At 67.9% G+C, this 22487-nt stretch carries 14 protein-coding genes and 2 pseudogenes; 6 read left to right on the top strand and 10 right to left on the bottom strand.

Annotation, left to right across the window (positions count from 1 at the left end; all coding sequences use genetic code 11):
- Together DQP57_RS27655 and DQP57_RS18815 are read right to left on the bottom strand one after the other, a co-directional pair.
- The coding region (locus tag DQP57_RS27655) for a 2-oxoglutarate dehydrogenase E1 subunit family protein (protein ID WP_430919707.1) at positions 1 to 154 on the bottom strand (154 nt) is incomplete at its 3' end.
- A 218-nt stretch (positions 155 to 372) separates the two neighbouring features.
- Positions 373 to 1152 (bottom strand): hypothetical protein, encoded by a 780-nt coding sequence (locus tag DQP57_RS18815; protein WP_112634245.1) that lies wholly within the window; start codon positions 1150 to 1152, stop codon positions 373 to 375.
- Positions 1153 to 1414: 262 nt separating this feature from the next.
- Between DQP57_RS18815 and DQP57_RS18810 the strand changes: the two genes are divergently transcribed.
- On the top strand, positions 1415 to 3397 hold the full coding sequence (locus tag DQP57_RS18810) for an MFS transporter (protein WP_112634244.1): 1983 nt from the start codon (positions 1415 to 1417) through the stop codon (positions 3395 to 3397).
- 4 nt (positions 3398 to 3401) lie between these two features.
- Here the strand turns inward: DQP57_RS18810 and DQP57_RS18805 are convergent.
- Both DQP57_RS18805 and DQP57_RS18800 read right to left on the bottom strand, forming a co-directional pair.
- A pseudogene (locus DQP57_RS18805) lies at positions 3402 to 6801 on the bottom strand (TM0106 family RecB-like putative nuclease).
- 60 nt (positions 6802 to 6861) lie between these two features.
- Positions 6862 to 7467, bottom strand: coding sequence for an LppP/LprE family lipoprotein (locus DQP57_RS18800; protein WP_112634246.1), 606 nt, complete (start codon positions 7465 to 7467; stop codon positions 6862 to 6864).
- Positions 7468 to 7646: 179 nt separating this feature from the next.
- On the opposite strand from DQP57_RS18800, the gene DQP57_RS18795 reads away from it, so the two are divergent.
- Together DQP57_RS18795 and DQP57_RS18790 are read left to right on the top strand one after the other, a co-directional pair.
- On the top strand, positions 7647 to 9347 hold the full coding sequence (locus tag DQP57_RS18795; protein WP_112634243.1) for a DEAD/DEAH box helicase: 1701 nt from the start codon (positions 7647 to 7649) through the stop codon (positions 9345 to 9347).
- Entirely contained in the window at positions 9344 to 10495 is a 1152-nt protein-coding gene (locus DQP57_RS18790) for an acyltransferase family protein (RefSeq protein ID WP_112634242.1), read from the top strand. Before DQP57_RS18795 ends, DQP57_RS18790 begins: the two co-directional genes overlap by 4 nt.
- 4 nt (positions 10496 to 10499) lie before the next feature.
- Here the strand turns inward: DQP57_RS18790 and DQP57_RS18785 are convergent, their stop codons facing one another.
- From DQP57_RS18785 to DQP57_RS18755, 6 genes and pseudogenes are all read right to left on the bottom strand, one after another.
- The gene (locus DQP57_RS18785; protein WP_112634241.1) at positions 10500 to 11081 is read right to left on the bottom strand and encodes a TetR/AcrR family transcriptional regulator; all 582 of its coding nucleotides are present in this window, start codon (positions 11079 to 11081) and stop codon (positions 10500 to 10502) included.
- Positions 11081 to 12322 carry a cytochrome P450 gene (locus DQP57_RS18780; RefSeq protein ID WP_165821843.1) on the bottom strand — a complete coding sequence of 414 codons (1242 nt, stop codon included), beginning with the start codon at positions 12320 to 12322 and terminating at the stop codon, positions 11081 to 11083. Before DQP57_RS18780 ends, DQP57_RS18785 begins: the two co-directional genes overlap by 1 nt.
- Positions 12323 to 12807: 485 nt before the next feature.
- Positions 12808 to 13860: a hypothetical protein gene (locus DQP57_RS26680; protein ID WP_133259266.1), complete on the bottom strand. Its 1053-nt coding sequence runs from the start codon at positions 13858 to 13860 to the stop codon at positions 12808 to 12810.
- A 47-nt stretch (positions 13861 to 13907) separates the two neighbouring features.
- Positions 13908 to 16454 (bottom strand): ATP-binding protein, encoded by a 2547-nt coding sequence (locus DQP57_RS18765; RefSeq protein ID WP_133259265.1) that lies wholly within the window; start codon positions 16452 to 16454, stop codon positions 13908 to 13910.
- A 306-nt stretch (positions 16455 to 16760) separates the two neighbouring features.
- On the bottom strand, positions 16761 to 18128 hold the full coding sequence (locus DQP57_RS18760; protein WP_112634236.1) for an FAD-binding oxidoreductase: 1368 nt from the start codon (positions 18126 to 18128) through the stop codon (positions 16761 to 16763).
- Positions 18129 to 18148: 20 nt separating this feature from the next.
- A pseudogene (locus tag DQP57_RS18755) lies at positions 18149 to 19388 on the bottom strand (MFS transporter).
- A 61-nt stretch (positions 19389 to 19449) separates the two neighbouring features.
- On the opposite strand from DQP57_RS18755, the gene DQP57_RS18750 reads away from it, so the two are divergent.
- From DQP57_RS18750 to DQP57_RS18740, 3 genes are read left to right on the top strand one after another with little or no spacing between them, the layout of a single operon-like run.
- Positions 19450 to 20277 (top strand): uracil-DNA glycosylase, encoded by an 828-nt coding sequence (locus DQP57_RS18750; RefSeq protein ID WP_112634235.1) that lies wholly within the window; start codon positions 19450 to 19452, stop codon positions 20275 to 20277.
- Positions 20274 to 21404, top strand: coding sequence for an FAD-binding protein (locus DQP57_RS18745; RefSeq protein ID WP_112634234.1), 1131 nt, complete (start codon positions 20274 to 20276; stop codon positions 21402 to 21404). The genes DQP57_RS18750 and DQP57_RS18745 overlap by 4 nt, the downstream gene beginning before the upstream one ends.
- Positions 21405 to 21447: 43 nt before the next feature.
- Positions 21448 to 22479 carry an LLM class flavin-dependent oxidoreductase gene (locus DQP57_RS18740; RefSeq protein WP_112634233.1) on the top strand — a complete coding sequence of 344 codons (1032 nt, stop codon included), beginning with the start codon at positions 21448 to 21450 and terminating at the stop codon, positions 22477 to 22479.
- Positions 22480 to 22487 lie beyond the last annotated feature (8 nt).

Genomic DNA, 22487 nt, shown 5'->3' with positions numbered 1-22487 from the left:
CGGTCGGCGCGGGCTCGTTGGCGGGCTCGGGGTTGTAGTCGACCAGGAATTCGTGCCAGCTCGGATCGACCGACGAGGGGTCGTCGCGGAACTTGCGGTACATCTCCTCGACCAGCCATTCGTTTTGCCCGAACGGTGAACTTATGTTGCTCACGACCGCAGTTCGCCTCAATCCTTCTGTTCCGCAAGCGCATTCCCGCGGCGCCTGCACCCTCGTCGGCCCCGGATGGCCGAGCACCTCACACCGATGGCGGTACCCATTGTTTCCGCCCTATAAAGGCTAACCTTTCGCCGCCGATCCGCCAGGTTGAAGGGGGGCCGGGGGCCCGTCCCGATGGCGGCGACCCGCCGCGGCCGCGGGTGCGATCGCCGCTAACCGGCTTCGTGGACCGGGGGCACCAGATGCAGCGCGCGGGGCCAGCGGGCGGGCGGTGCGCCGAAAGCCCGGTTGGCGTTGCGAATCATCTTCTTGCCGGCGAGGTAGTTGCCGATGGCGCCCACCACGACCCCGATGCCGACCGGCAGCAGTTTGCCGAACAGCAGGGCGCCGCGGCGCAGGGTGTACTTGCGGACCCACGACTTGAGCAGTCGCGAGTTCAGCTTCGACATCGACGACAGCGGCAGGGCGGCCAGGCTCTCGGAGATCCAGCCGCCGTTGGTGCGGCCCGGGCCGACCAGCTGGGCGACGGCGTGCTTGCTGTTGTCGCCGACCAGCACCGCCAGCACCAGCGCGCGGCGTCGCTCCCGGTGGTCGGCGGGGATGTCGTAGACCACGGCCACCGCCAGCACCAGGAACGCGGTGGCCTCCAGGAACGTCACTGTCTCGGCGGCGGCGGCGGACAGGGCGCTGATCGTGCCGATGCCGGGGATGGTCGCCGCGGCCCCCACGGCAACGCCGCCGGCCGTCACGACCGCCAGGTATCGCTTGTGCAGCTTGGCGAGGATCTCCGCCGGGCCGGCATTGGGGTGGGCGTTGCGCAGCCGCGTCACGTAGGCCTCCGCGGCCGGGCCCTGCAACCGCGAGCTCCGCTCGATGACCTGCGCCAACGCGCGCGCGGACATCTTGGGCCGACCGTTGTCGGCGGTCGGCGCCTGTCCCGTGTCGGACATCGCGAAAAACCGGTTCGGCGACTTGTTCCGTCGAGCCCGCATATTGTCTCTCCTGCAAATGGCGTTAATTCAGGCTAACGCGCCCGCGGCGAATCCTGACGCGTTATGCCCGCCGATCCCATCCTCGGCCGCCGGCCTATTGCCTCACCGGGAATAATGCAGGCTGGATGTCTGCGACGGTCCCTGCCGTTTCTCGGTCCCATGCTGTTACCCGCCGGGTATCACCTGCGTGGGCTGGTCCGGTCGATCAGACGCGGCCGAGACGGCTGAACAGCGTCGTCGGGAGCGGAACGAGGTGGGGTGGATGACCACGGCTACGCCCCGCGCGCCCGGGGGAGGGCGCGCGCGATCGGCGTCGCCCCAGACCGCCCACCGCTGGGACTTTCTCACCCGGAGCTCACCGCAGTCGCGGAACCCCTGGAACCCGCTGTGGGCGATGATGATCGGCTTTTTCATGATCATGGTCGACTCGACCATCGTCGCCATCGCCAACCCGACCATCATGGGCAGCCTGCGCATCGGCTACGACACCGTGGTCTGGGTGACCAGCGCCTACCTGCTGGGTTATGCGGTCGTGTTGCTGGTGGCCGGGCGCCTGGGCGACCGGTTCGGACCCAAGAATCTCTACCTGATCGGCCTGGTGGTGTTCACCGCCTCCTCGGTGTGGTGCGGGCTGGCCGGCAGCGCCGCCATGCTGATCGCGGCGCGCGTCGTGCAGGGTGTCGGCGCCGGGCTGCTGACCCCGCAGACCTTGTCGACCATCACCCGGATCTTCCCGGCGGAGCGGCGCGGCGTCGCGGTGAGCCTGTGGGGTGCCACAGCCGGGGTGGCCAGCCTGGTGGGCCCGCTGGCCGGCGGTGTCCTGGTCGACGGGCTGGGCTGGCAGTGGATCTTCTTCGTCAACGTTCCCATCGGCGTCCTCGGGCTCGGACTGGCGTATTGGCTGATTCCGGTGCTGCCCACCCAGTCGCATCGCTTCGACCTGATCGGTGTCGCGCTGTCCGGGGTGGGGATCTTCCTGATCGTGTTCGGGCTGCAGCAGGGGCAGGCCGCGCACTGGCAGCCCTGGATCTGGGCGTTGATCGTGGCGGGCGTCGGCTTCATGACGGCCTTCGCGTTCTGGCAGTCGCTCAACGCCCACGAGCCGCTGATTCCGTTGGTGATCTTCAGCGACCGCGATTTCAGCCTGTGCAACGTCGGGGTGGCCATCGTCTCGTTCACCGCCACGGCGATGATGCTGCCGCTGACGTTCTACGCGCAGGCCGTGTGCGGGCTCTCGCCGACGCGCTCGGCCTTGTTGATCGCGCCGATGGCGATCGCCAACGGTGTCTTCGCACCGTTCGTCGGCCGGATCGTCGACAAATACCATCCGCAGCCCGTGCTCGGTTTCGGCTTCTCGGTGCTGGCCATCGCGCTGACGTGGATCACCTTCGAGATGACACCGACGACGCCGATCTGGCGGCTGGTGCTGCCGTTCTTCGCGATGGGCGTCGGGATGGCCTTTGTTTGGTCACCGTTGACCGCCACCGCGACGCGTAACCTGCCGCCGCACCTGGCCGGCGCGGGCTCCGCGGTGTACAACTCCGTGCGCCAGCTCGGCGCGGTGCTCGGCAGCGCCGGCATGGCCGCGTTCATGACCTGGCGGATCACCGCCGAGATGCCGCGCCAGCCGTCCGGCGACGCCGTCGGCGAGGACGCGCTCAGTTTGCAGCTGCCCGGATTCCTGCGCGACCCGTTCGCCGCCGCGATGTCGCAATCGGTGCTGTTGCCGGCGTTCATCGCGTTGTTCGGCATCGTCGCCGCGCTGTTCCTGGTGGGCTTTGCGCCGTGGTCGGGCGATGGCAGCGGCGGCGACGACGCGCTGCAAGCCGACGACGACGTCGTCGACGACGACTATGACGACGATGAGTACGTCGAATTCGTTTTGGTGCGCGAATCCGACGTCGAGCCGACACGCGTTCCCGAGCCACCCCGGCGGCCCGTCGAACGCCCGCGCCCCCCGTCCACCGCGGTGCCGCGGCGCGGACCGGCCGCGCAGGCTCAACCGATCGGCCACGCCCACAACGGGTCTCATGTGGATAGCGGCAAGCGCCTCCGCCAGGTGGCGGTGCGGCGCTCGCCAAAGCCCCTTGCGCCGGGCGACCGGCCCACCCGGCCGCCGCGGCGGCCCCACAACGGCGCGGCGGGACGTTTTCTCCCCGATGGTGAGTCGCTGCGCGGTCACCATCACCGCTCCGATCCGGACGACGATCCCACCGGCTCGGGCCGGCACTCCTCCACCGGTTAGCCGGTCACCGCAGATCCGGCTGGGTGAGCGCCAGGAAGGCGCCCAGGTCGATCAGGCCCGCGGGTGTGGCGGGCAGATACTCGGTCAGCGACGGCGAGCGTACGATCACGGCCGCATACTGAGCCCGGCTTACCGCGACGTTGAGCCGATTCCTGTTGAGCAGGAAAGAGATTCCCCTGGGCACCACATCCATCGACGACACGGTCATCGAGATGAAGACGACCGGCGCCTGCCCGCCCTGGAACTTGTCGACCGTCCCCACCCGCACCCCGTCGAGCGACGCGGCGGCCAACCGGCGGCGTAGCAGCGCCACCTGGGCGTTGTAGGGCGCGAGCACCAGTACATCGGTCGCGGTCAGCGCCCGGGTCCCGTCTTCGTCGGTCCACGACCCGCCGAGCAACCGGTCGATCTCGGCGACGATCGCGTCTGCCTCCTCGGGGCTCTCGGTCGAGTTGCCTTGGTGCTCAACCGAAAACAACTGCACACCGGCCGGATACCCGTCGAGGCGGCGGGCGGCGGTGCATTCGTGGGAGCGCAGCCTGTCCTCGTAGGAGAGCGCAGACACGGCGGCGCAGACGGCCGGATGCATCCGATACGAGAGGTCCAGGAAGTACCCGCGTTCGTCGGGAAGGGTGCGCTGACCGTCGACCAACCACTCCAGCGCCGAGGTGTCCACCGGCTCCGGATGCGTGCCCTGGCTGACCTGTGGCAACTGCTGAGGATCGCCGAGCAGCAGCAGATTGGCGGCGGCTGGGGCCACGGCGATGGTGTTGGCCAGACAGAATTGGCCGGCCTCGTCGATGACCAGCAGGTCCAGGCTTCCCGGCGGAATCCGATTGGCGTTCGCGAAATCCCATGCGGTCCCGCCGATCACACACCCCGGCGTGTCGGCGAGAAACGCGGCGTACGCGCCGCCGTCGATCTCCCGCCACCGCGGTGCCCGATGGTCGTAGCGCTTCTTGGCGATGCGTTGCGGATCGAGCCCGGCATCGATCACGCAGTCCAGCACGTTCTCCACGGTGGCGTGCGATTGCGCGACGACACCGACGCGCCAGCCGCGCTGGGTGACCAGGTGGTGAATCACCCGGGCGGCGGTGTGGGTCTTGCCGGTACCGGGCGGCCCGTGCACCGCCAGGTACGACGAATCCAGATCCAGTAGCGCCGCGGTGATGTCGGCGACGGTGTCGCCGCCGCGCGGCAGCCGCGCACGCGGGGCGGCGCAGCAGCACGTCGACGATGGCGGTCGGCGGCAGGTGCGGCAATCCGCCGGCCGCCGCGGCCGCGGTGGCCTCGATCGACTCGCGCAGGGCCGTCGTCGGGATGGGCGGACCGGGAGTCAGCGCGAACGGCAGTTGGTGAAAGGTGTTGCCGTCGTTGCCAACCCGTTCGAGAACCACCACTTCGGTGGGGACCGCCACATCGTCGGCCTCGACGACCGAGGCACGCCCGGCCGCACGCCGGTCCGGGTTGTCGCTCATGCCGGGCGGCGCCGGGGGGTCGTAGAGCGCGAAGACGTCGCTCTTCAAGTCACCGCGCGCCAGCTCACCGCGTAGCCGCAGCCGCCGCTGCGGCTTGCGTGCGCGGGGCGGCGTGTGCCAGTCGACGCTGACCGACGCGTGCTCGGCGACGAACACGTCGGTGTTGTCCGCCCACTCCTCGATGGGGAAGTTCAACCGGTCGAAATGCGCCCACCAGAACGGTTTGTCCTCGCGCCGGTGGTAGCCGCGCGCCGCGGCCAGCAGCGCCACCGCGACCTGCTGCGGGGTGCGGTCGTCGATGCCGGCCGCGCCGCTGAACGCCGACAGCGTCACCGCCAGCCGGTCGCGGTCGTCGACGGTGTTGCCGTCGGGCACCGGTTGGGCGCCGATCGGGACGACGCCAGATTCGTAGGCGCGCAACATCAGCCAGTTCCGCAGTTCCTGGGTCGAGCGGCAGTCGTAGTGGTTGTAGTCCTCGATCTCCTTGAGCACGGATGCGGCCTCGTCGCCGCGCCCGTCCTCCTGAAGTTCGCAGTACCGGGCGTAGGAGGTGATCGACCCGGTGGCCGTGGTCACGTCGCCGGCGCGCAGTTGGGCGCCCATGTAGAGCGGCTCGAGCGCCTTGAGGCTGAACGACTCCGCGCCAACCCGAATGCTCCTGCGCACCAACGGGTAAAGGTCCACTAGCGTGCCGCTGCGCAGCAGTTCGTCGACTTCGTCTTCGCCCACACCGTAGCGCCCGGCGAGTCGCAGCAAGGCGGTCTTCTCGTAGGGCGCGTAGTGGTAGATGTGCATGTTGGGGCGGCGCTTGCGGCGCTTGGCCACCAGCGCCAAGAAGTCGATCAGGGCCTTGCGTTCGTCGGCCCGGTCGTGCGCCCACAGCGGGCGGAACTTGCCCGTCGGCCCGGCTTCCAGCACCCCGAACAGGTATTCCAGCCCCCAGTCGCGACCGTCGGTGGTCCACAGCGGGTCGCCCTCGAAGTCGTAGAACAGGTCTCCCGGGTCGGGCTCGGGCAGCAGGGCCAGCGGTTGCGGGTCGATCACCTCGACCTGGGGGACACCGGTTTCACGTTGGCGTACTTGCAGTTTCGCCTGGATGGTCAGTTTGTCCAGCACGCCGCCCGCCAGGCCGGGCACGGCCCCGCGATGCTCGGCCAGCTCGGCGACCGTGCTGATGCCCGCGTCAAAGAGCTTGTCGCGCTGGCTCACTCGCAGGCCGGCGACCAGGAGCACGTCGTCGGCGGCCCGCAGCTGTTCGAGGCACAACGGGCAGTGAAAGCAGGCGGCCACGCCCTCGTCGTCCCAGCGCACCGCCGCGCCGCCGGCGTAGTGGTCGTCGAGGAGGCGCTGCAGCCGGGCGCGCTGGGAGCGGTAGACGGGGATCAGATCGCAGACGCGGTGGTGCACCGCGGTCCCGTCGCCCAGCCGCAGTTCGGCCTCCGGGGCGACCGGGACGCCCGAGGCGCCCAGCGCGTCGGCGTAGGCGGCCACCTGCAACAGCGCGGTGACCTTGGCCGAGCGGGCCAGTTTGGTGTCCACGACCCGATACCGCTCGCCGTCGCGGACCAGAAAATCGGCGAAGCCGACGAAGCGGCCGTCGAACATGGCGGCTTGATAGATCACGGGCGCGCGGTCGGCGACGGCCCGCCGGGTGGCGTCGGCGGCCGCCGTCAGGCCGGCGGGCGTATAGGCGGGTCGGCCGATGATCGCGACGGCCTGCCCGAACCGGTCGCGCAGCGAGGCCAGTTCGCGCCGCTCGTGTTCGCTACCGAGGGCGGCCGTCCGCGTGAGCAGTTCGTCCTCGACGGTGACCGCGGGTCCGCGGCCCAGCTTCGCGTCGAAATCCCGCAGCAGCGCGTATTCGCAACGGGCGGCGGCGGCCAGATCCGATGCGCTGTAAACGATGCTGTCGCCGGAGACCAACACTGGAGCCACAGTAGGCCAGCGCCCCGACATGGCGGTCGCGCCGGGCGGGCGCGCCCCGGATCAGTGCGCGGGCGTGTTGCCGATGAGTTCGACCGCGTTGCCGTTCCAGTGGAATTTCACATTGGTGTTCAGGCCGTTGATCCCGCTGGGGTAGGTGAGGGCCACCGTGTCGCCCGTGGTTTGCGCCGGGTCGATGCCGTTGAAACCGTAGGTGTCGGGCACGCCCTGCGGAATGAACTGGCCGAGATGAAACAGCACCGCGCGGGTGGTCGGACTGACCGCGTTGGTGTTGGCCTTGATGATGACCGCCGATAGCTGCGCGCACTGGTTGTAGTTGCCGGCCAGCGGTTCGGGGTTCCAGGGCTGCTGGCTGCGCGGGTCGCGGGGCAGCTCGGAGACCACCTTCGCGATGGTGGGCGAGGCGAGGTTGACCGCGCAGGGGTCGGTCGGCGGGGCGTTACCGGGCTGGGCGGCCGCCGACGGGATGGCCGGAGCCGTGATCGACGCGGTCTCCGACGTCGACCTGGGCGGCGGCGTCTTGGCGACGGTGGAGTCTCCCGAACCGCAGCCGGACAGCGTGAAGGCGATTAGGGCGACGGCGACCGAGCCGGTCAGTGGCTCGGTACGGCAAGGCAGCGACCACACATCTCGGGACCGTACCGTCATCCGGTGCGCGGCCGTGGCAGGCATGGCCGGGTGTGCGGATGATCACCCCGCGCGTCCAACGGCGATCACGCTCAGCGCTCAGCGTCCGCTGAGCTCGCGATCACCACGGGGCCTTCGGGTGGTGACCCGCACCGCTCAGCGTCCGCTGAGCTCGCGATCACCACTAGACTCCTTGGACGATGACCCACCCGGACAGCTCGACTGAAGCTGCCTCACCGACGTTTGCCGACCTGCAGATCAATCCCTTGGTCCTGCGGGCGATCGCCGACGTCGGCTACGAATCGCCCACCGGCATCCAGGCCGCGACCATCCCGGCGCTGATGGCGGGCTCCGACGTCGTCGGGCTGGCCCAGACCGGCACCGGCAAGACCGCCGCGTTCGCGATCCCAATCCTGTCCAAGATCGACGTCACCAGCACCGCCACCCAGGCGCTGGTGCTCGCCCCGACCCGGGAACTCGCCCTGCAGGTGGCCGAGGCGTTCAGCCGGTACGGAGCTCACCTGCCCAAGATCAACGTGCTGCCGATCTATGGCGGCTCGTCCTACGGCGTGCAGCTGGCCGGGCTACGCCGCGGCGCCCACGTGGTGGTCGGCACACCGGGCCGGGTGATCGACCACCTCGAGCGCGGCACCCTGGATCTGTCCCACGTCGACTACCTGGTGCTCGACGAGGCCGACGAGATGCTCACCATGGGCTTCGCCGAAGAAGTCGACCGCATCCTGTCCGAGACCCCGGAGTACAAGCAGGTGGCGCTGTTCTCCGCGACCATGCCGCCCGCGATCCGCAAGATCACCACCAAGTACTTGCACGATCCGCTCGAGGTCAGCACCAAAGCGAAAACCGCTACCGCCGAGAACATTTCGCAGCGCTACATCCAGGTCGCCGGCCCGCGCAAGATGGACGCGCTGACGCGGGTGCTGGAAGTCGAGCCGTTCGAGGCCATGATCGTGTTCGTCCGAACCAAACAGGCCACCGAGGAAGTCGCCGAAAAGCTCAGGGCCCGAGGTTTTTCCGCGGCCGCCATCAACGGAGACATCCCGCAGGGCCAACGCGAGCGGACCGTTGCCGCCCTGAAGGAGGGCAGCATCGACATCCTGGTCGCCACCGACGTGGCCGCGCGCGGGCTGGACGTGGAGCGAATCTCGCACGTGCTCAACTACGACATCCCGCACGACACCGAGTCGTACGTGCACCGGATCGGGCGCACCGGCCGGGCGGGGCGGTCGGGAACCGCGCTGCTGTTCGTCTCCCCGCGCGAGCGCCACCTGCTCAAGGCGATCGAGAAGGCGACGCGCCAAACGCTCACCGAGACCGAATTGCCCACCGTCGAGGACGTCAACGCCCAGCGGGTGGCCAAGTTCGCCGATTCCATCACCACCGCGCTCGGCTCGCCCGGAATCGACCTGTTCCGCAAGCTGGTTCAGGACTACGAACGCGAGCACGACACCCCGATGGCCGACATCGCCGCCGCGCTGGCGCTGCAATCCCGCGACGGCGAGGAATTCCTGATGGCGCCCGAACCGCCCCCGGAGCGGCGAGAGCGGGGCACCGAACGTCGCGACCGTCCCGAAAGGCCAAGGAATGCAAAGCCGTTCGCGACCTATCGCATCGCGGTGGGCAAGCGGCACAAGATCGGCCCCGGCGCGATCGTCGGCGCCATCGCCAACGAGGGCGGGCTGCATCGCAGCGATTTCGGACACATCGCGATCGGGCCGGATTTCTCCCTGGTGGAATTGCCGGCCAAGTTGCCCAAGTCGACTTTCAAACGCCTTGAGCACACCCGTATCTCGGGGGTACTGATCAACTTGCAACCGGAACGCTCGTCCGCCAAGCCGCGCAGCCGAGACGGTGGGAAGCCGCGCAGGAAACACGACGGATGACGCTGTCCGAGGAGCAGGACGCCCAGGGCGGCCTGGAGCAGACCTCTCGCGTCGATCGGGTCGCCTCGCTGACCGGGATCCGCGCGGTCGCCGCGCTCCTCGTCGTCGGGACCCACGCGGCCTACACCACCGGCAAATACACGCACGGCTATTGGGGTCTGGTCGGTTCCCGGATGGAAATCGGTGTGCCGATCTTCTTCGTGCTCTCCGGCTATCTGTTGTTCCGCCCGTGGGTGAAGGCGTCGGCGAAAGGCGGTCCGCCGCCGTCGCTGAGTCGCTATGCGTGGCACCGGGTTCGGCGCATCATGCCCGCCTACGTCATCACGGTGTTGTTCGCCTACGTCCTCTACCACTTCCGCGACGCGGGGCCCAACCCCGGCCACAGCTGGCTGGGGCTGGCGCGCAACCTGACGCTGACGCAGATCTACTGCAACGGCTACCTGGGCAAGTATCTGCACCAAGGGCTGACCCAGATGTGGAGCCTGGCGGTGGAGGGCTCGTTCTACGTCATCCTGCCGCTGCTGGCCTACCTGCTGCTGGTGGTGATCTGCCGGCGGCAATGGCAGCCGAAACTGGTGCTGGGCGCCCTGGCGGGTCTGCTGTTGATCAGCCCGGCCTGGTTGGTGCTGGTGCACACCGATCACTGGTTTCCCGACGGGGCGCGGCTGTGGTTGCCCACCTATCTGGCGTGGTTCCTCGGCGGCATGATCCTGACCGTGCTGCAGGAGATGGGGGTGCGTGGCTACGGGTTCGTGGCCATCCCGCTGGCGGTCATCTGCTATTTCATCGTGTCCACGCCCATCGCCGGCGCGCCCACGACGTCCCCGGCGACGCTGAGCGAGGCGTTGTTCAAGACGTGCTTCTACGCCGTCATCGCCGCGCTCGCGGTGGCACCGCTGGCCCTCGGCGGCGCTCCCGGCGCCCAGGGCTGGTATTCGCGGATCCTGGCCAGCCGGCCGATGGTGTGGCTGGGGGAGATCTCCTACGAGATCTTCCTGATCCACTTGATCACCATGGAATTCGCGATGGACTACATCGTCGGTGCGCGGGTCTACACCGGCCCGATGCTGTACCTGTTCGTCGCGACGCTGGTGGTGACGATTCCGCTGGCGTGGCTGCTGCACCGGTTCACCCGCGTGCGGGACTGACAGATCAGTCCCGGGCGGAAACCGGCGTCACGATCGGGACGACGAACTCCTCGATCATCGCCCGCTCGTCGGCCTCGTCGCGGCCCGGGTAGGTCAGCAGCGAAACGATCACCCGCACCATCCAGCGGCCGCGGCGCTCGATGACGGCGGGATCGTCGGGCCCCAGGGAGTGCAGGAACGCCACCGCCAGGGCCGCGATGACGTCGGACCGCCCGGCCAGTTCGCCACCCACCGGCGGGCGGGTGGTGGCAAACCACGATGCCAGCGCGGGGCTTTCGCGAACCATCTCCAGCGTGACGAGGATGCTCGCGATCAACCGTTCCCGCGGGTCCTCGATGTCGCCGGTGCGCGCGATGATCTCGCGGCCCAGCCGGTGGGTTTCGCGGTGGACGTAGGCGGTTCGCAGTGCCTCGCGGTTCTCGAAATACCGGTACAGCGTCGCGCGGGAACAGCCGGCCGCGCGGGCGATTTCGTTCATGCCGATCGAGTCCGAGTCGCGCTGCGTATACAGCTGCTCGGCCGCGTCGAGGATCCGGTCGGCGGCCGCTTCGGTCCGGTGCGTACCCAGCCAGTCGTTGCCGGGCATCAGGACTTCATCTCAATCGGCACCGACAGCGGCCGCCGCACGTAGCTGCCGCCGGCCCAGACGATGCCGGATTCGTCCACCTCGAAGTCCGGGCAGCGGGCCAGCAGTTCGGTCAGCGCGACGCGGGATTGCATCCGCGCCGCGGCGGCGCCCAGGCAATGGTGTGCGCCGTGGCTGAACGTCAGGATGTTGCGCGGGCATCGCGTCACGTCGAGTTCGGCTGCATCCGAACCGTATTGGCGTTCGTCGCGGTTGGCCGAACCGTAGAGCAACAGCACCCTGCGCCCGGCCGGGATGGTCGTCTCGCCGACGGCCACGTCCCGGGTCGCCGTGCGCGCCAGCCCCTGCACCGGTGAGGTCATCCGCAGCAATTCCTCGACCGCGTCGGGAATGCGACCCGGGTCGCCCACCAGCAGCCGACGTTGGTCGGGCCGTTCGTGCAGCAGCGGCATCGAACCGCCGAGCATGCCGGTGACGGTGTCGTTGCCGCCGGTGACCATGGTGAAGGTGAACGCCAGGATCGACAAGGTGCCGGCGACGTCGCCGTCGGCACCCACCCCGGCGGCCACGAGGTGCGAGATGGTGTCGTCCTCGGGCTCGCTCCGGCGCCGTTCGATCAACCCCGTGAAGTAGGCCATCATCGAGCCGACCGCGTCGCCGACGGTTTCTAGGGCGCCGGCGACGCCGCCCTCGGCGGTGTTGGCCGCGACGATGGCCTGGGTCCAGCCGTCGAATTGGGCCCAATCCTCCTCGGGCACACCGAGATAGTGGGCGACGACCATCGACGGCAGCGGTTTGAACAGCTCCGCGACGATGTCGCCGCCGCCGGCCGAACGCAACCCCTCGATGCGCTCGACGACGAATTCGGTGACCTTGGGTTCCACGGCCTCCACCTGCCGCGGGGTAAAGCCCCGCGACACCAGCTTGCGGAACTGCGTGTGCACCGGTGGATCCTGCATCACAAATGGTGGATTGTCCTGCAGCCCAATCAGTTCCAGGTCGTCATAGTTGACGGTCAGACCCTTGGCCGAGGAGAACGTCTCGTGGTCGCGGGCCGCGGCCCACACGTCGGCGTGCCGGGAGAGCACGTAGTAGTCATGCTCGGGATGGTTGGGCGGCACGACGTGATGCACCGGGTCGTGGTCCCGCAACGCGCGGTACATCGGCCACGGATTAGGCCAGGTGTCGGCGGTGGCCAGCTGAAAAGCGACCGGGGCCTCGTGAGACATAACAGCAGCCATGTCTCATTCGTACGACAGCGGCGGTCAGATGTCAACCAGGCGCTAAGCCGAGTGCCTGGCTGGCGGGGGCGCGGTCACAGACACCGTGCACGGCGTCTAAGCCGAGGTCCGCCATCTCGGGTCGGAACTCGACATCCCCGCCGTGGGCGCCGATGTGGCGCAGTTTCAGCCAGGCAGTGTCAGTCGGTGTGCTCACGCTAATAGAATTGCTCCCTGCGACGCCTTTCGTCTCAATGACGTTTCACACGAAACGTGTACCCATACTTGCTGACCCAATCGCTCTGTAGGTCGGTCTGGACGTCGCAATCCGAATCAGCGGGCCGGATGTTTCTGTACATCCGTGGTGCGCAAAGTCGAGCAGTGCGCCCTCAACCCCCACCCGTTACAGCATCCGCGCACGCGCCCTGATGCACCGACTGTTTGTCACCGCGTCCGTACGGTCGCCCGCGGGCGTCAGCGGCGGCTAACGGCAGGCTGCTGTAATTTCAGCTCACCTGGAACGCGTTCTCGGTGGCAGGCAGGCGTTGCGCGGTGCACCTCGTCTTGAGACCTTCGAGCTGGCCGAAATTGAAGCTCATGCCGTTGATTAGGTAAGCACCGGCTGCCAGCGGGTCGTCGAGACGGACGGATTCGCCGACGTTAAACGGCGTATCTCCTTCGTGCTCGAAGCTTGCCTGCGGCCCGTCCAGGGCAACATTGGTCGGCTGGATTAACGGAATGTCACCGCGAACAACTAGCTGCCCGTGGATGTTGATGAGGGCATGGTCAATCAGATCGTCAATGGCATCGAACGCGTCGGCCAGCTCTTTCGGTCGACCGTTCAGCTCAGCGATGACCTCGGCGACACGCTGCCGACGGTACTGGTTGCGCCGCTCGTTGCGTGCAGGCTCGTATGCGTTGACCAGACGCGGATTGAGCAGCACCCCTACACGGTGCCGCGCATCGTCGAGGACGTGCCGATCTTGTTCGGTCAAGGCTGCGGCGAGATCGGCGTAGCGTTGCCATTCGGCCGAATCGGTGAACGCCGCCACAACATCCCGTGCGGTACTGAGAACTTCGTTGCTATCGAGACCGAGCATGACGGCCACGGACGGCGGCGCCGGTTCGGCCTGCAGGTTGGCTTGCAAAACCTGCTGGCTCCACGGTAGTCGAAGCGAGTATTCCGGCGATCGCCGATAGCCACGCGGAGAAAATTGCGGAACGGGGATGGCAGGGTATAGAGGCAGTCGGCTACGCACCCATCCCACCGTCGACTCGACCGCGTGCCCGAGCGGCGCGATCGTGCGCAGGTAGGCGCGCACCTCGCCACTGAGCTGGACCGACGGCACCTGCTGGGCAACCTGCTCCCAATTGCTCGTCAACAATGGTGTCTCGGTCAGCACAGTGACCCCGCCCTGCAGGTTCCGCAGTGCCTCGGTGACGACATCGTCACTGTCGTTATGCGCGGGATGACGTGCCAGGAAAGTTCGGACTAATGGGCTGCCCGACCACGTCGTAGCCAGTGCCTGTACCGCAGGCCAGACGTCTTCAGTCGACATCATTCACCCTTGTCTATCAACAGTTTTCGCCATATCAGCAAACAGGATCATAGCCAAGTCCTGCTCACCATCGCGTTGATAATCTGCCGGAGGTCTCGAGATGCGCTCTGTGCCACACTGGTGGTGACGAATGAGTCCACACTGCCGCGACCGGTCCACCCCGCAGGGTCGGAGAGTTCACCGACAAGGACTTCCTCCCCCGCGGTGAGCTCGGCGAGCTCACGGAACCACACGCCGCGGTCTCGTTCTTCGTCAACTTGGTGCTGGGAGATCGCGAACTGGATCTGCTGAGACGCCGCCGCTGTCAACGCTTCGCCATCAGAACCACGGAGTCCCATCTGCGAGGACAAATCGAGACGATGCTGCAGCAGCGCGGTGGAGTGCGCCGCGAGCATTGCGCGCGACTCCTGCAGGGTCTGCGGCACAGCGACACCCGACAATGTGGGCGCGGTGAGATGTTGTTCAACCCAGCGGCGCCAAATGCGGACTGCGACCGTCAACGGCCCTTGCCCGTCGCTTAGCGGGAACGTCCATCCCGACTCGAACACAGCGCGATCGGGCGCGGCGCTTCCCAACCAGCCTTCGACGCCGGCGCCGACGGTCGCCACCACCCGGCCGTTGGTGTCCTGCCAGTAGGCGACCGTCGGACGGGCCTGGGTGTTCGGCAAGAGGTGGTCGAGGTGCCGTTTGGTCTCATCGAACCAGGCCTCCTCGGGCGGGCGCCTCTCGTAGGGCGCGACGTTGACTGCGGTGAAGGGCAGATCCCGGGTGAGTCGATCGGCCAACCCGACAGCCACTCCGGAGAGTTGAGCCAGGAATCGCGCCCGGGGCCGATCATGTTCACCAAGGTGGTCCGGCAACTCCGCAAGCGAACGACTCAATGCCACGGCTGCCAGGAAATCGGCAAACGAGTCGTGAATCGGACGAACCGTATCGAAGGGTGCCGACCGGACAATCCCTGTTTCAGAACCGAATTCACGCAGACGCCGCACGGTCACCGAATGGCCAGCGTCGGTGAGCCGCTGGGCGGACTGGGTCAAAAGCGAACCCCAGTCGAGGGTGTCACAGTAACGCTTCTGTCCGTCGAGGAGTGTGGCGTAGGCCATCCCGAGGCCGGCGAAAAGGATGCTGGCGTCGGGGTAACCGCACTGTTCTGCAATATCCGAGATCACCGTGTGGAAGATCAGGGCGGGACTGGACGCGGTGCCCTGCAACGCAATCGCCCGGGCTCCCAGCAGCAGCATCAGTGGGTTGCTCGCCGCCTCGTGCATCACATGATTGACTTGACGGACCAGCCACTGCGCAGTGCCGGTGTCTAGCTGAAAGAAGCTCTCCACTATCGGGCACTGCTCATCTTCAGACATCGGACAGACCATGAGGTCGGTGGTGGTGACCGAGCGGGTTAGCATGGCGCGCATGGCCGTGAGCCCGCGTCCGATCAGCACCAGGTCGGCACGTCGGTCCGCCGTCAGGAACTGTTTGAGCTCATCCTCAAGCTTCTCCCGCGTCCCGGGTGGGATCTCGGTTACTCCGTCGACGGCGATGACGACTTCGGGGTCGGCCAAAGCTGCGGTACCCACTGCGGGATGGGCACCGATGAAGGTGTGCCGGTTAAGCCCTGCGGCGACCATCGCCTCGAGCCGGCCGGGTAGATAATCCTCGGCGCTGACTGCGATCACCACCGCGCCGTGCTCGGCCGCGCGGCGCTGCATGTCGAGTACGACTGTGGACTTCCCGCTGCCCGATGCCCCAGCCAACAAGCGGACCGCATTTTTTTGTGCCCAGCTCTCCAAGAGTTGCGGCTCGGCTGCTGACCCGATGCCGATGGCAACGTCCGGCCGACACGCCAGCTCGACCGGTGAGACGTCGGGGCGTGCGAGGACCGACGCGCAGAATTTGCTCTTGAGTGCGGTATCCCATTGCGTGCTCGGTATATGGTCTTGCGGCGTTGCCAGCAACGCCAGCACTTCGTCGCGCGTGATGATCCGGGCGGCGTCGTCGGCCAAGCCGCTGCGTTCGGTGACCATGTTGACCAGCTCAAGTACAACCCAACGACCCCGTTCTTCGGCTTCGGCCGTGCTGGTCACGTTGGATAGGAGCGCCCTGGCGCGCGTCTGCGCCGCGTCAATGAGATCGGCATAGGCCAGCCCTTCAGCGCGAATAGAGGCCCGCGTCAGGGACTCGTCGCTGACGACGACGCCTCCCGTCTTACCGGTGAAGAGCTGGCGGATATCGTCCAGGTCGCCGGACGCGGCCTTTTCCAGCGCATCGCGCACTTTCACGCCCGTCGGGCCGAGGCGCCCGTCGGTGACGAATTCATAGGTGGCCCCTGGATTTTCGCCCGCTAGCCCCGACCAGCGAACCAACTCGTCAATGAGTTCTTGTTGACCCCAGGTATCACTCTGATTGCGCAGCTTAAATTGAGAACCTTTGACAAGATGTCCATCCTGCGAACGGATTTCGACGTCGATGATGTCGTTTTTGGCCTCGACGCGGATGGCATGCAGGCTGGGGTCTGTGGCAATGGTCAAGGCCATTTGCACGGCTTGGGCGTGCTGATAGGCGAACCCTGCCGCTGCAGCGACACCGCCCATACGGTCTGCATCCTTTCCTGGATAGCGCCGTGCTGACCCCAGTCGCGGATTCTATCGCCGTCGCCGTGGTGGCCTTCGGCCACTCGGCGTCGTCCCGCGGGTCATGACGACGCGGTGTCAGAGGATCAGACAACCAAGCCGAGACCGTCACCCAGTAGGAAATGAAGCTTTCCGTGAGACAAACCTTGAAACAACCTGTGTGAGACAAATCGGAGAGTTGCACGTCACAGCCGCGACCATATGCAGCGGGAAGTGAGTACCTACACCGGGTGCGGTGCCCCGCCGGCCGGGCACTCGGGCCAAGACTCAGATACCCGACCCCGGATTGAGAATGCCCAGGGGATCCAGCGCCTGCTTGATGCGGTGGTTGAGGTCCATCACCTCGGGCCCCAGATAGCCCGCCAGCCAGGGCCGCTTCAGCCGTCCGACGCCGTGCTCGCCGGTGATGGTGCCGCCGAGCCCGACGGCCAGATCCATGATCTCGCCGAACGCCAGGTGCGCGCGCTCGGTCATGTCGGCGTCGGCGGGGTCGTAGACGATCAGCGGGTGGGTGTTGCCGTCACCGGCATGCGCGATCACCGAGATCATCAGGTCGCGTTCGGCGGCGATGTCCGCGATCCCGGTGACCAGCCGGCCCAGCGCCGGAAGCGGCACCCCGACATCTTCGAGCAGTAACGATCCCTTGGCTTCGACGGCCGGGATGCAGAACCGCCGGGCCACGACGAACGCCTCGCCCTCGTCGGGATCGTCGGTCGAAAACACTTCCGTCGCAGCATGTTCCGCGAACACCTTGGCCATGATCTCGGCGTCCTCGCTGCCGGCGCGGCCGCGCTCGTCGGACCCGGCCACCAGCATGGCGCCCGCCCCGCGGTCGAGATCCATGCGCAGGGTGTCCTCGACGGCGTTGATCGCCACCGAATCCATGAACTCCAGCATCGAGGGACGCAGCCGCGCGGTGACGCCGAGCACCGCCTCGACCGCGTCTTCGACGGTGGCGAAGCTGGCCACCACGATGCTGGACGCGTTCTGCTTGGGCACCAGTCGCAGCGTCACTTCGGTGACGACGCCCAGCGTGCCCTCGCTGCCGACGAAAAGCTTGGTCAGCGACAGCCCCGCGACGTCCTTGAGTCGTGGGCCGCCCAGTCGCACGGCCGTCCCGTCGGCCAGCACCACCTGCATGCCCAGCACGTAATCGGTGGTGACGCCGTACTTCACGCAGCACAGCCCCCCGGCGTTGGTGGCGATGTTGCCGCCGATGCTGCAGATCTCGAACGACGACGGGTCGGGCGGATACCACAGGCCGTGTTCGGCGACGGCCTGCTTCACCTCGGCGTTGAACAGGCCGGGCTGGCAGACGGCCGTCCGCGTGACCGGGTCGACGGTGATGTCGCGCATCTTCTCCGTGGACAGCACGATGCCGTTGTCCAGCGCGGTGGCCCCGCCGGACAGGCCGCTGCCGGCTCCCCGCGTCACCACGGGCACCCGGTGGGCGCTCGCCCACCGCAGCACGGTCTGCACGTCTTCGGTGCGCCGCGGCCGCACCACGGCCAGAGGTTTGCCGGCCGACGGGTCGAAGGCGCGGTCCTGGCGATAGCCCTCGGTGACGGTTGGGTCGGTGACCACCATCCCGTCGGGGAGATCGGCGATCAGACTGGCCAGGGCGTCAGAGCTCACGGCCCGATACTAAGCCCGCGTCACGGACCCGGGTCCTCGGCGAACTCCGGTGCGCGGTCCAGTTCGCGCAGCGACGGCAGCCGGCAGGCGATGAGGCCGATCAGCAGGATCGGCACCGCCAGCACCAGGAACGTGACCTTCAGGCCGGCCGCGTCGGTCAGCGGACCGGCGACCAGCAGGCCGACCGGGCCGGCCGCGTAGGTCAACCCGGTCATCACGCCGACCACTCGGCCGCGCAGCCGGTGCGGGGCCCGGGTCTGCATCATGTAGTTGTAGATCGGCTGGATCGGTCCGTAGACCAAGCCGGTGATGGCGCACAGCACCAGGATCACGGGTAGCGGCGGGAGGAACGCCACCCCGACCGTCGCCGCGCCGAAGGTGAGGGTCGCCGCCAGCACGGCCGCGCGCCGCCGCAGCCGGTTCGACAGTGCGGCATAGCCGATCGCGCCCGCCACGCCGCCGAATCCGATCGCCATCAACGCCCAGCCCAGCTGCGCGGGTTGGTGCTGGTCGGAGAAGTATTTGGGAAAAAGCACGCTTTCCATCGGCAGGTACAGCGCGGTGACGGTCAGGTCGATCAGGCCCAGGGTCCGCAACACCCGCAGGTTCCAGACGAAGCGCAGGCCTTCGGCGATGCCGGACAGCCACCCCTCTGGGCGCGTCTCGTGCGCCGGTTTGCCGGCACCCTCGAGCCGCAGCGACCCGATGGTCAGGATGGACAAGCCGAATAACCCCGCGGTCACCCACATCGTGTTGATGCCGCCGACCGTGGCGATCATCAGGCCGCCGATGCCCGGGCCCACGATGAATCCCAGATTCAGGATCGCCTCGTAGACGCTGTTGGTGCGGGCCAGCGACCAGCCCGCGCGGGCGGCGGCCTCGGGCAGCATCGACTCGCGCGCGGTCGCGCCGGCCGGGTCGAACGCGGCCGCGAAGAAGGCCAGGACGGCCAGCACCGCCAGGTTCAGCGCGTCCGCGCCGAGCCACCAGGCGATCAGCGGCACGGCGGTCACCGCGGTCGCGGAGAGCGAATCGGAGACGAGCGACACGCGCCGGCGCCCGAAGGAATCGACCGCGGCGCCGGCGACCAGGGTGGACAACACCAGCGGCAGCGTCATGGCCAGGGCGACGGCCGAGGCGTCGCGCGCTGTCGTGGTGCTGCAACGCCAGCCACGGGAACGCGACGATGGAGATGCCGCTACCCGCGGTCGCCGTCAACGTGGCGAACAGGATCAGGAACGCTGGGCCGCCGGTTTTCATGGGAATATCGCCGCTGAATGTATGCCATAGCCCTGTTTGCGGCGACCGATTATTTGCTCTCGTGCAGGATGTTCATGTGCTCGCCCACCCACGTACCGGCCAGGTGTTCGGCTCACCGGTGGGTGCCGGCACCGGATGGCCGGGCGATCCGGCCACACCGCAGACCCCGGTGGCGGTCGACGCCGCCGCGGTCGCCGAGCTCGCCGAGCACGCCGGCTCGATTCCCGAAATCGACGCTCTGGTCAGCGTCTGCCGGGCGTGCCCGCGGTTGGTCGAGTGGCGCGAGGACGTCGCGGTCGTCAAACGCCGAGCCTTTGCCGATCAACCGTATTGGGGCCGGCCGGTGCCCAGCTGGGGGTCGGCGCGGCCCCGGTTGTTGATCGTGGGGTTGGCGCCCGCCGCCCACGGCGCCAACCGCACGGGGCGGATGTTCACCGGCGACCGCTCGGGTGACCAGTTGTACGCGGCGCTGTACCGGGCCGGGCTGGTGAACCAACCGACCAGCGTCGACGCCGCGGATGGCTTGCGGACCAAGCAGATTCGCATCGTCGCGCCGGTGCGGTGCGCACCTCCCGCGAACGCCCCGACGCCGCAGGAGCGCGACACCTGCTGGCCCTGGCTGCAGGCCGAATGGCGGTTGGTCTCCCAAGATGTTCGGGTGGTCGTGGCCCTGGGCGGATTCGGCTGGCAGATCGCGCTGCGGCTGCCGGGTGCCACGACCGGGCGCAAGCCCCGCTTCGGCCACGGCGTCGTCGCCGACCTGGCGCCCGGGGTGCGGCTGCTCGGCTGCTACCACCCGAGCCAGCAAAACATGTTCACCGGTAGGTTGACACCAGCAATGCTCGACGACGTCTTCCGCGACGCTAAAGAACTGGCAGGAATCAAGTGACCGAAGTTCTGGTATCGGGCGCCAGCGTGGCGGGTACGGCGGCCGCGTTTTGGCTTGGGCGGCATGGCTTTTCGGTGACCGTGGTCGAGCGCCATCCGGGGCCGCGCCCGGGCGGCCAGGCCATCGACGTGCGGGGGCCGGCGCTGACGGTGCTCGAACGGATGGGGCTGTTGGGTGCCGCCCAGAAGCGCAGAACGCAAATCCGGGGCTCGTCCGTCGTCGACCGTGACGGCAACGAGTTGTCCCGCGACACCGAATCGACGCCCACCGGCGGGCCCATCGACAGCCGCAACATCGAGCTGTTGCGCGACGACTTGGTCGAATTGCTCTACGGCGCAAGCCAATGGACGGCCGAATACCTCTTCGACGACACCATCACCGCGCTGGACGACGACGGGTCGGCGGTCCGCGTGACCTTCGAGCGCGCCGCGCCGCGCAGTTTCGACCTCGTCATCGGCGCCGACGGATTGCACTCCACCGTGCGCCGTTTGATCTTCGGGCCGGAGGACGACTTCATCGACAGGCTGGGCACACACGCGGCGATCTTCACCGTGCCCAATTTTCTGAACCTCGACTACTGGCAGATCTGGCACTACGGCGACTCCACCATGGCCGGGGTCTACAGCGCACGCAACAACGCCGAGGCGCGGGCCATGTTGGGTTTCATGGACACCGAGCTGCGCATCGACTATCGCGACACCGAGGCCCAATTCGCCGAGTTGGAGCGGCGGATGGCCGGCGACGGCTGGGTCCGCCCGCAACTGCTGGAGTACATGCGCGGCGGGCCGGACTTCTACTTCGACGAAATGTCACAGATCAAGATGGATCGCTGGGCGCGGGGCAGGGTGGCGCTGGTCGGCGACGCCGGATACTGCTGCTCGCCCTTGTCGGGCCAGGGCACCAGTGTCGCGCTGCTGGGCGCCTACATCCTGGCCGGCGAGCTCAAGGTGGCCGCCGAGGGCGAGACGGTCGATTACGAAGCGGGCTTCGCCAACTACCACCGCGAGTTCAGCGACTACGTCAAGCGCAACCAGTGGCTGGTGGTGGACAACATTCCGGGCGGCGCGCCGATCCCCCAAGAGGTGTTCGACCGCATCGTCGCCTCGATCACCCTCAAGGAGTACTGAGCAGCGCGGGAACGTTTGCCGGCCCGCACGCGTTGACGCCAACGTGCGTCTTTCCGTCCTCGACCTCATCCCCGTGCGCACCGACCAGACCACAGGGGACGCGCTGGCCGCCACCGTCGCGCTGGCCCAGGCCGCGGATCGGCTGGGCTTCACCCGATACTGGGTCGCCGAACACCACAACATGCCGTCGGTGGGCGCCACCAGCCCACCGGTGGTGCTCGCCTACCTGGCCGCGCAGACCTCGCAGCTTCGCCTCGGCTCGGGTGGCGTGATGCTGCCCAATCACGCGCCCCTGGCGGTGGCCGAGCAGTTCGCGCTGCTGGAAGCCGCCGCCCCCGGCCGCATCGACCTCGGCATCGGCCGCGCACCCGGCTCGGATCCGGTGACGTCCTACGCGCTGCGCGGCGGTCGCGACGATCGTGACATCGAGAACTTCCCCGAGTACCTCGACGACGTGGCGGCGCTGATGAGCGCCCGAGGCGTGCGGGTTCCCTTGCGCTCCGGTGATTACACCCTCAAGGCCACCCCGGCGGCGGCGGGCGAGCCGCGGCTGTGGCTGTTGGGCTCGTCGATGTATTCGGCACATCTGGCCGCCGCCAAGGGGTTGCCGTATGTGTTCGCACATCACTTCTCCGGCAACGGAACCGAAGAGGCGCTCGAAGTCTACCGTTCGCGATTCAAGCCCAGCGAGCTGGCCGCCGAGCCGCTGACCTTTTTGACGGTCAACGCCGCGGTGGCCGAAACACGCGAAGAGGCAACGGCTTTGATGCTGCCTAACCTGCAGATGATGGCCCGGTTGCGAACCGGGCAGCCGCTCGGGCCGGTTCCGCTGGTCGAGGAGGCCGCGGTCGCCGAGCTGACCGGCCAGCAGCAGCGGATCGTGGAGAGCGGATTGCGGCGCGCCGTCCTGGGAGCACCGGCGGAGGCCGCCGAACAGATCCGGGCGCTGGCCGACCGGTTCGGGGTCGACGAAGTCATGGTCAACCCGGTGGCCTCGGCCCGCCGCGGCACCGATCCCGACACTGCACCGGCGCGGGTCGCGACGCTCGAGCTGTTGGCCAAAGAGCTGTTCTGAAGCCTCGA

Origin of the sequence: Mycobacterium colombiense (assembly GCF_003284935.1) — a bacterium.
In the GTDB taxonomy this organism is placed as follows: domain Bacteria; phylum Actinomycetota; class Actinomycetes; order Mycobacteriales; family Mycobacteriaceae; genus Mycobacterium; species Mycobacterium arosiense_A.
The sequence above is the reverse complement of the archived record's forward strand: the minus strand, read 5'-3'. Positions and strand labels throughout refer to the sequence as shown.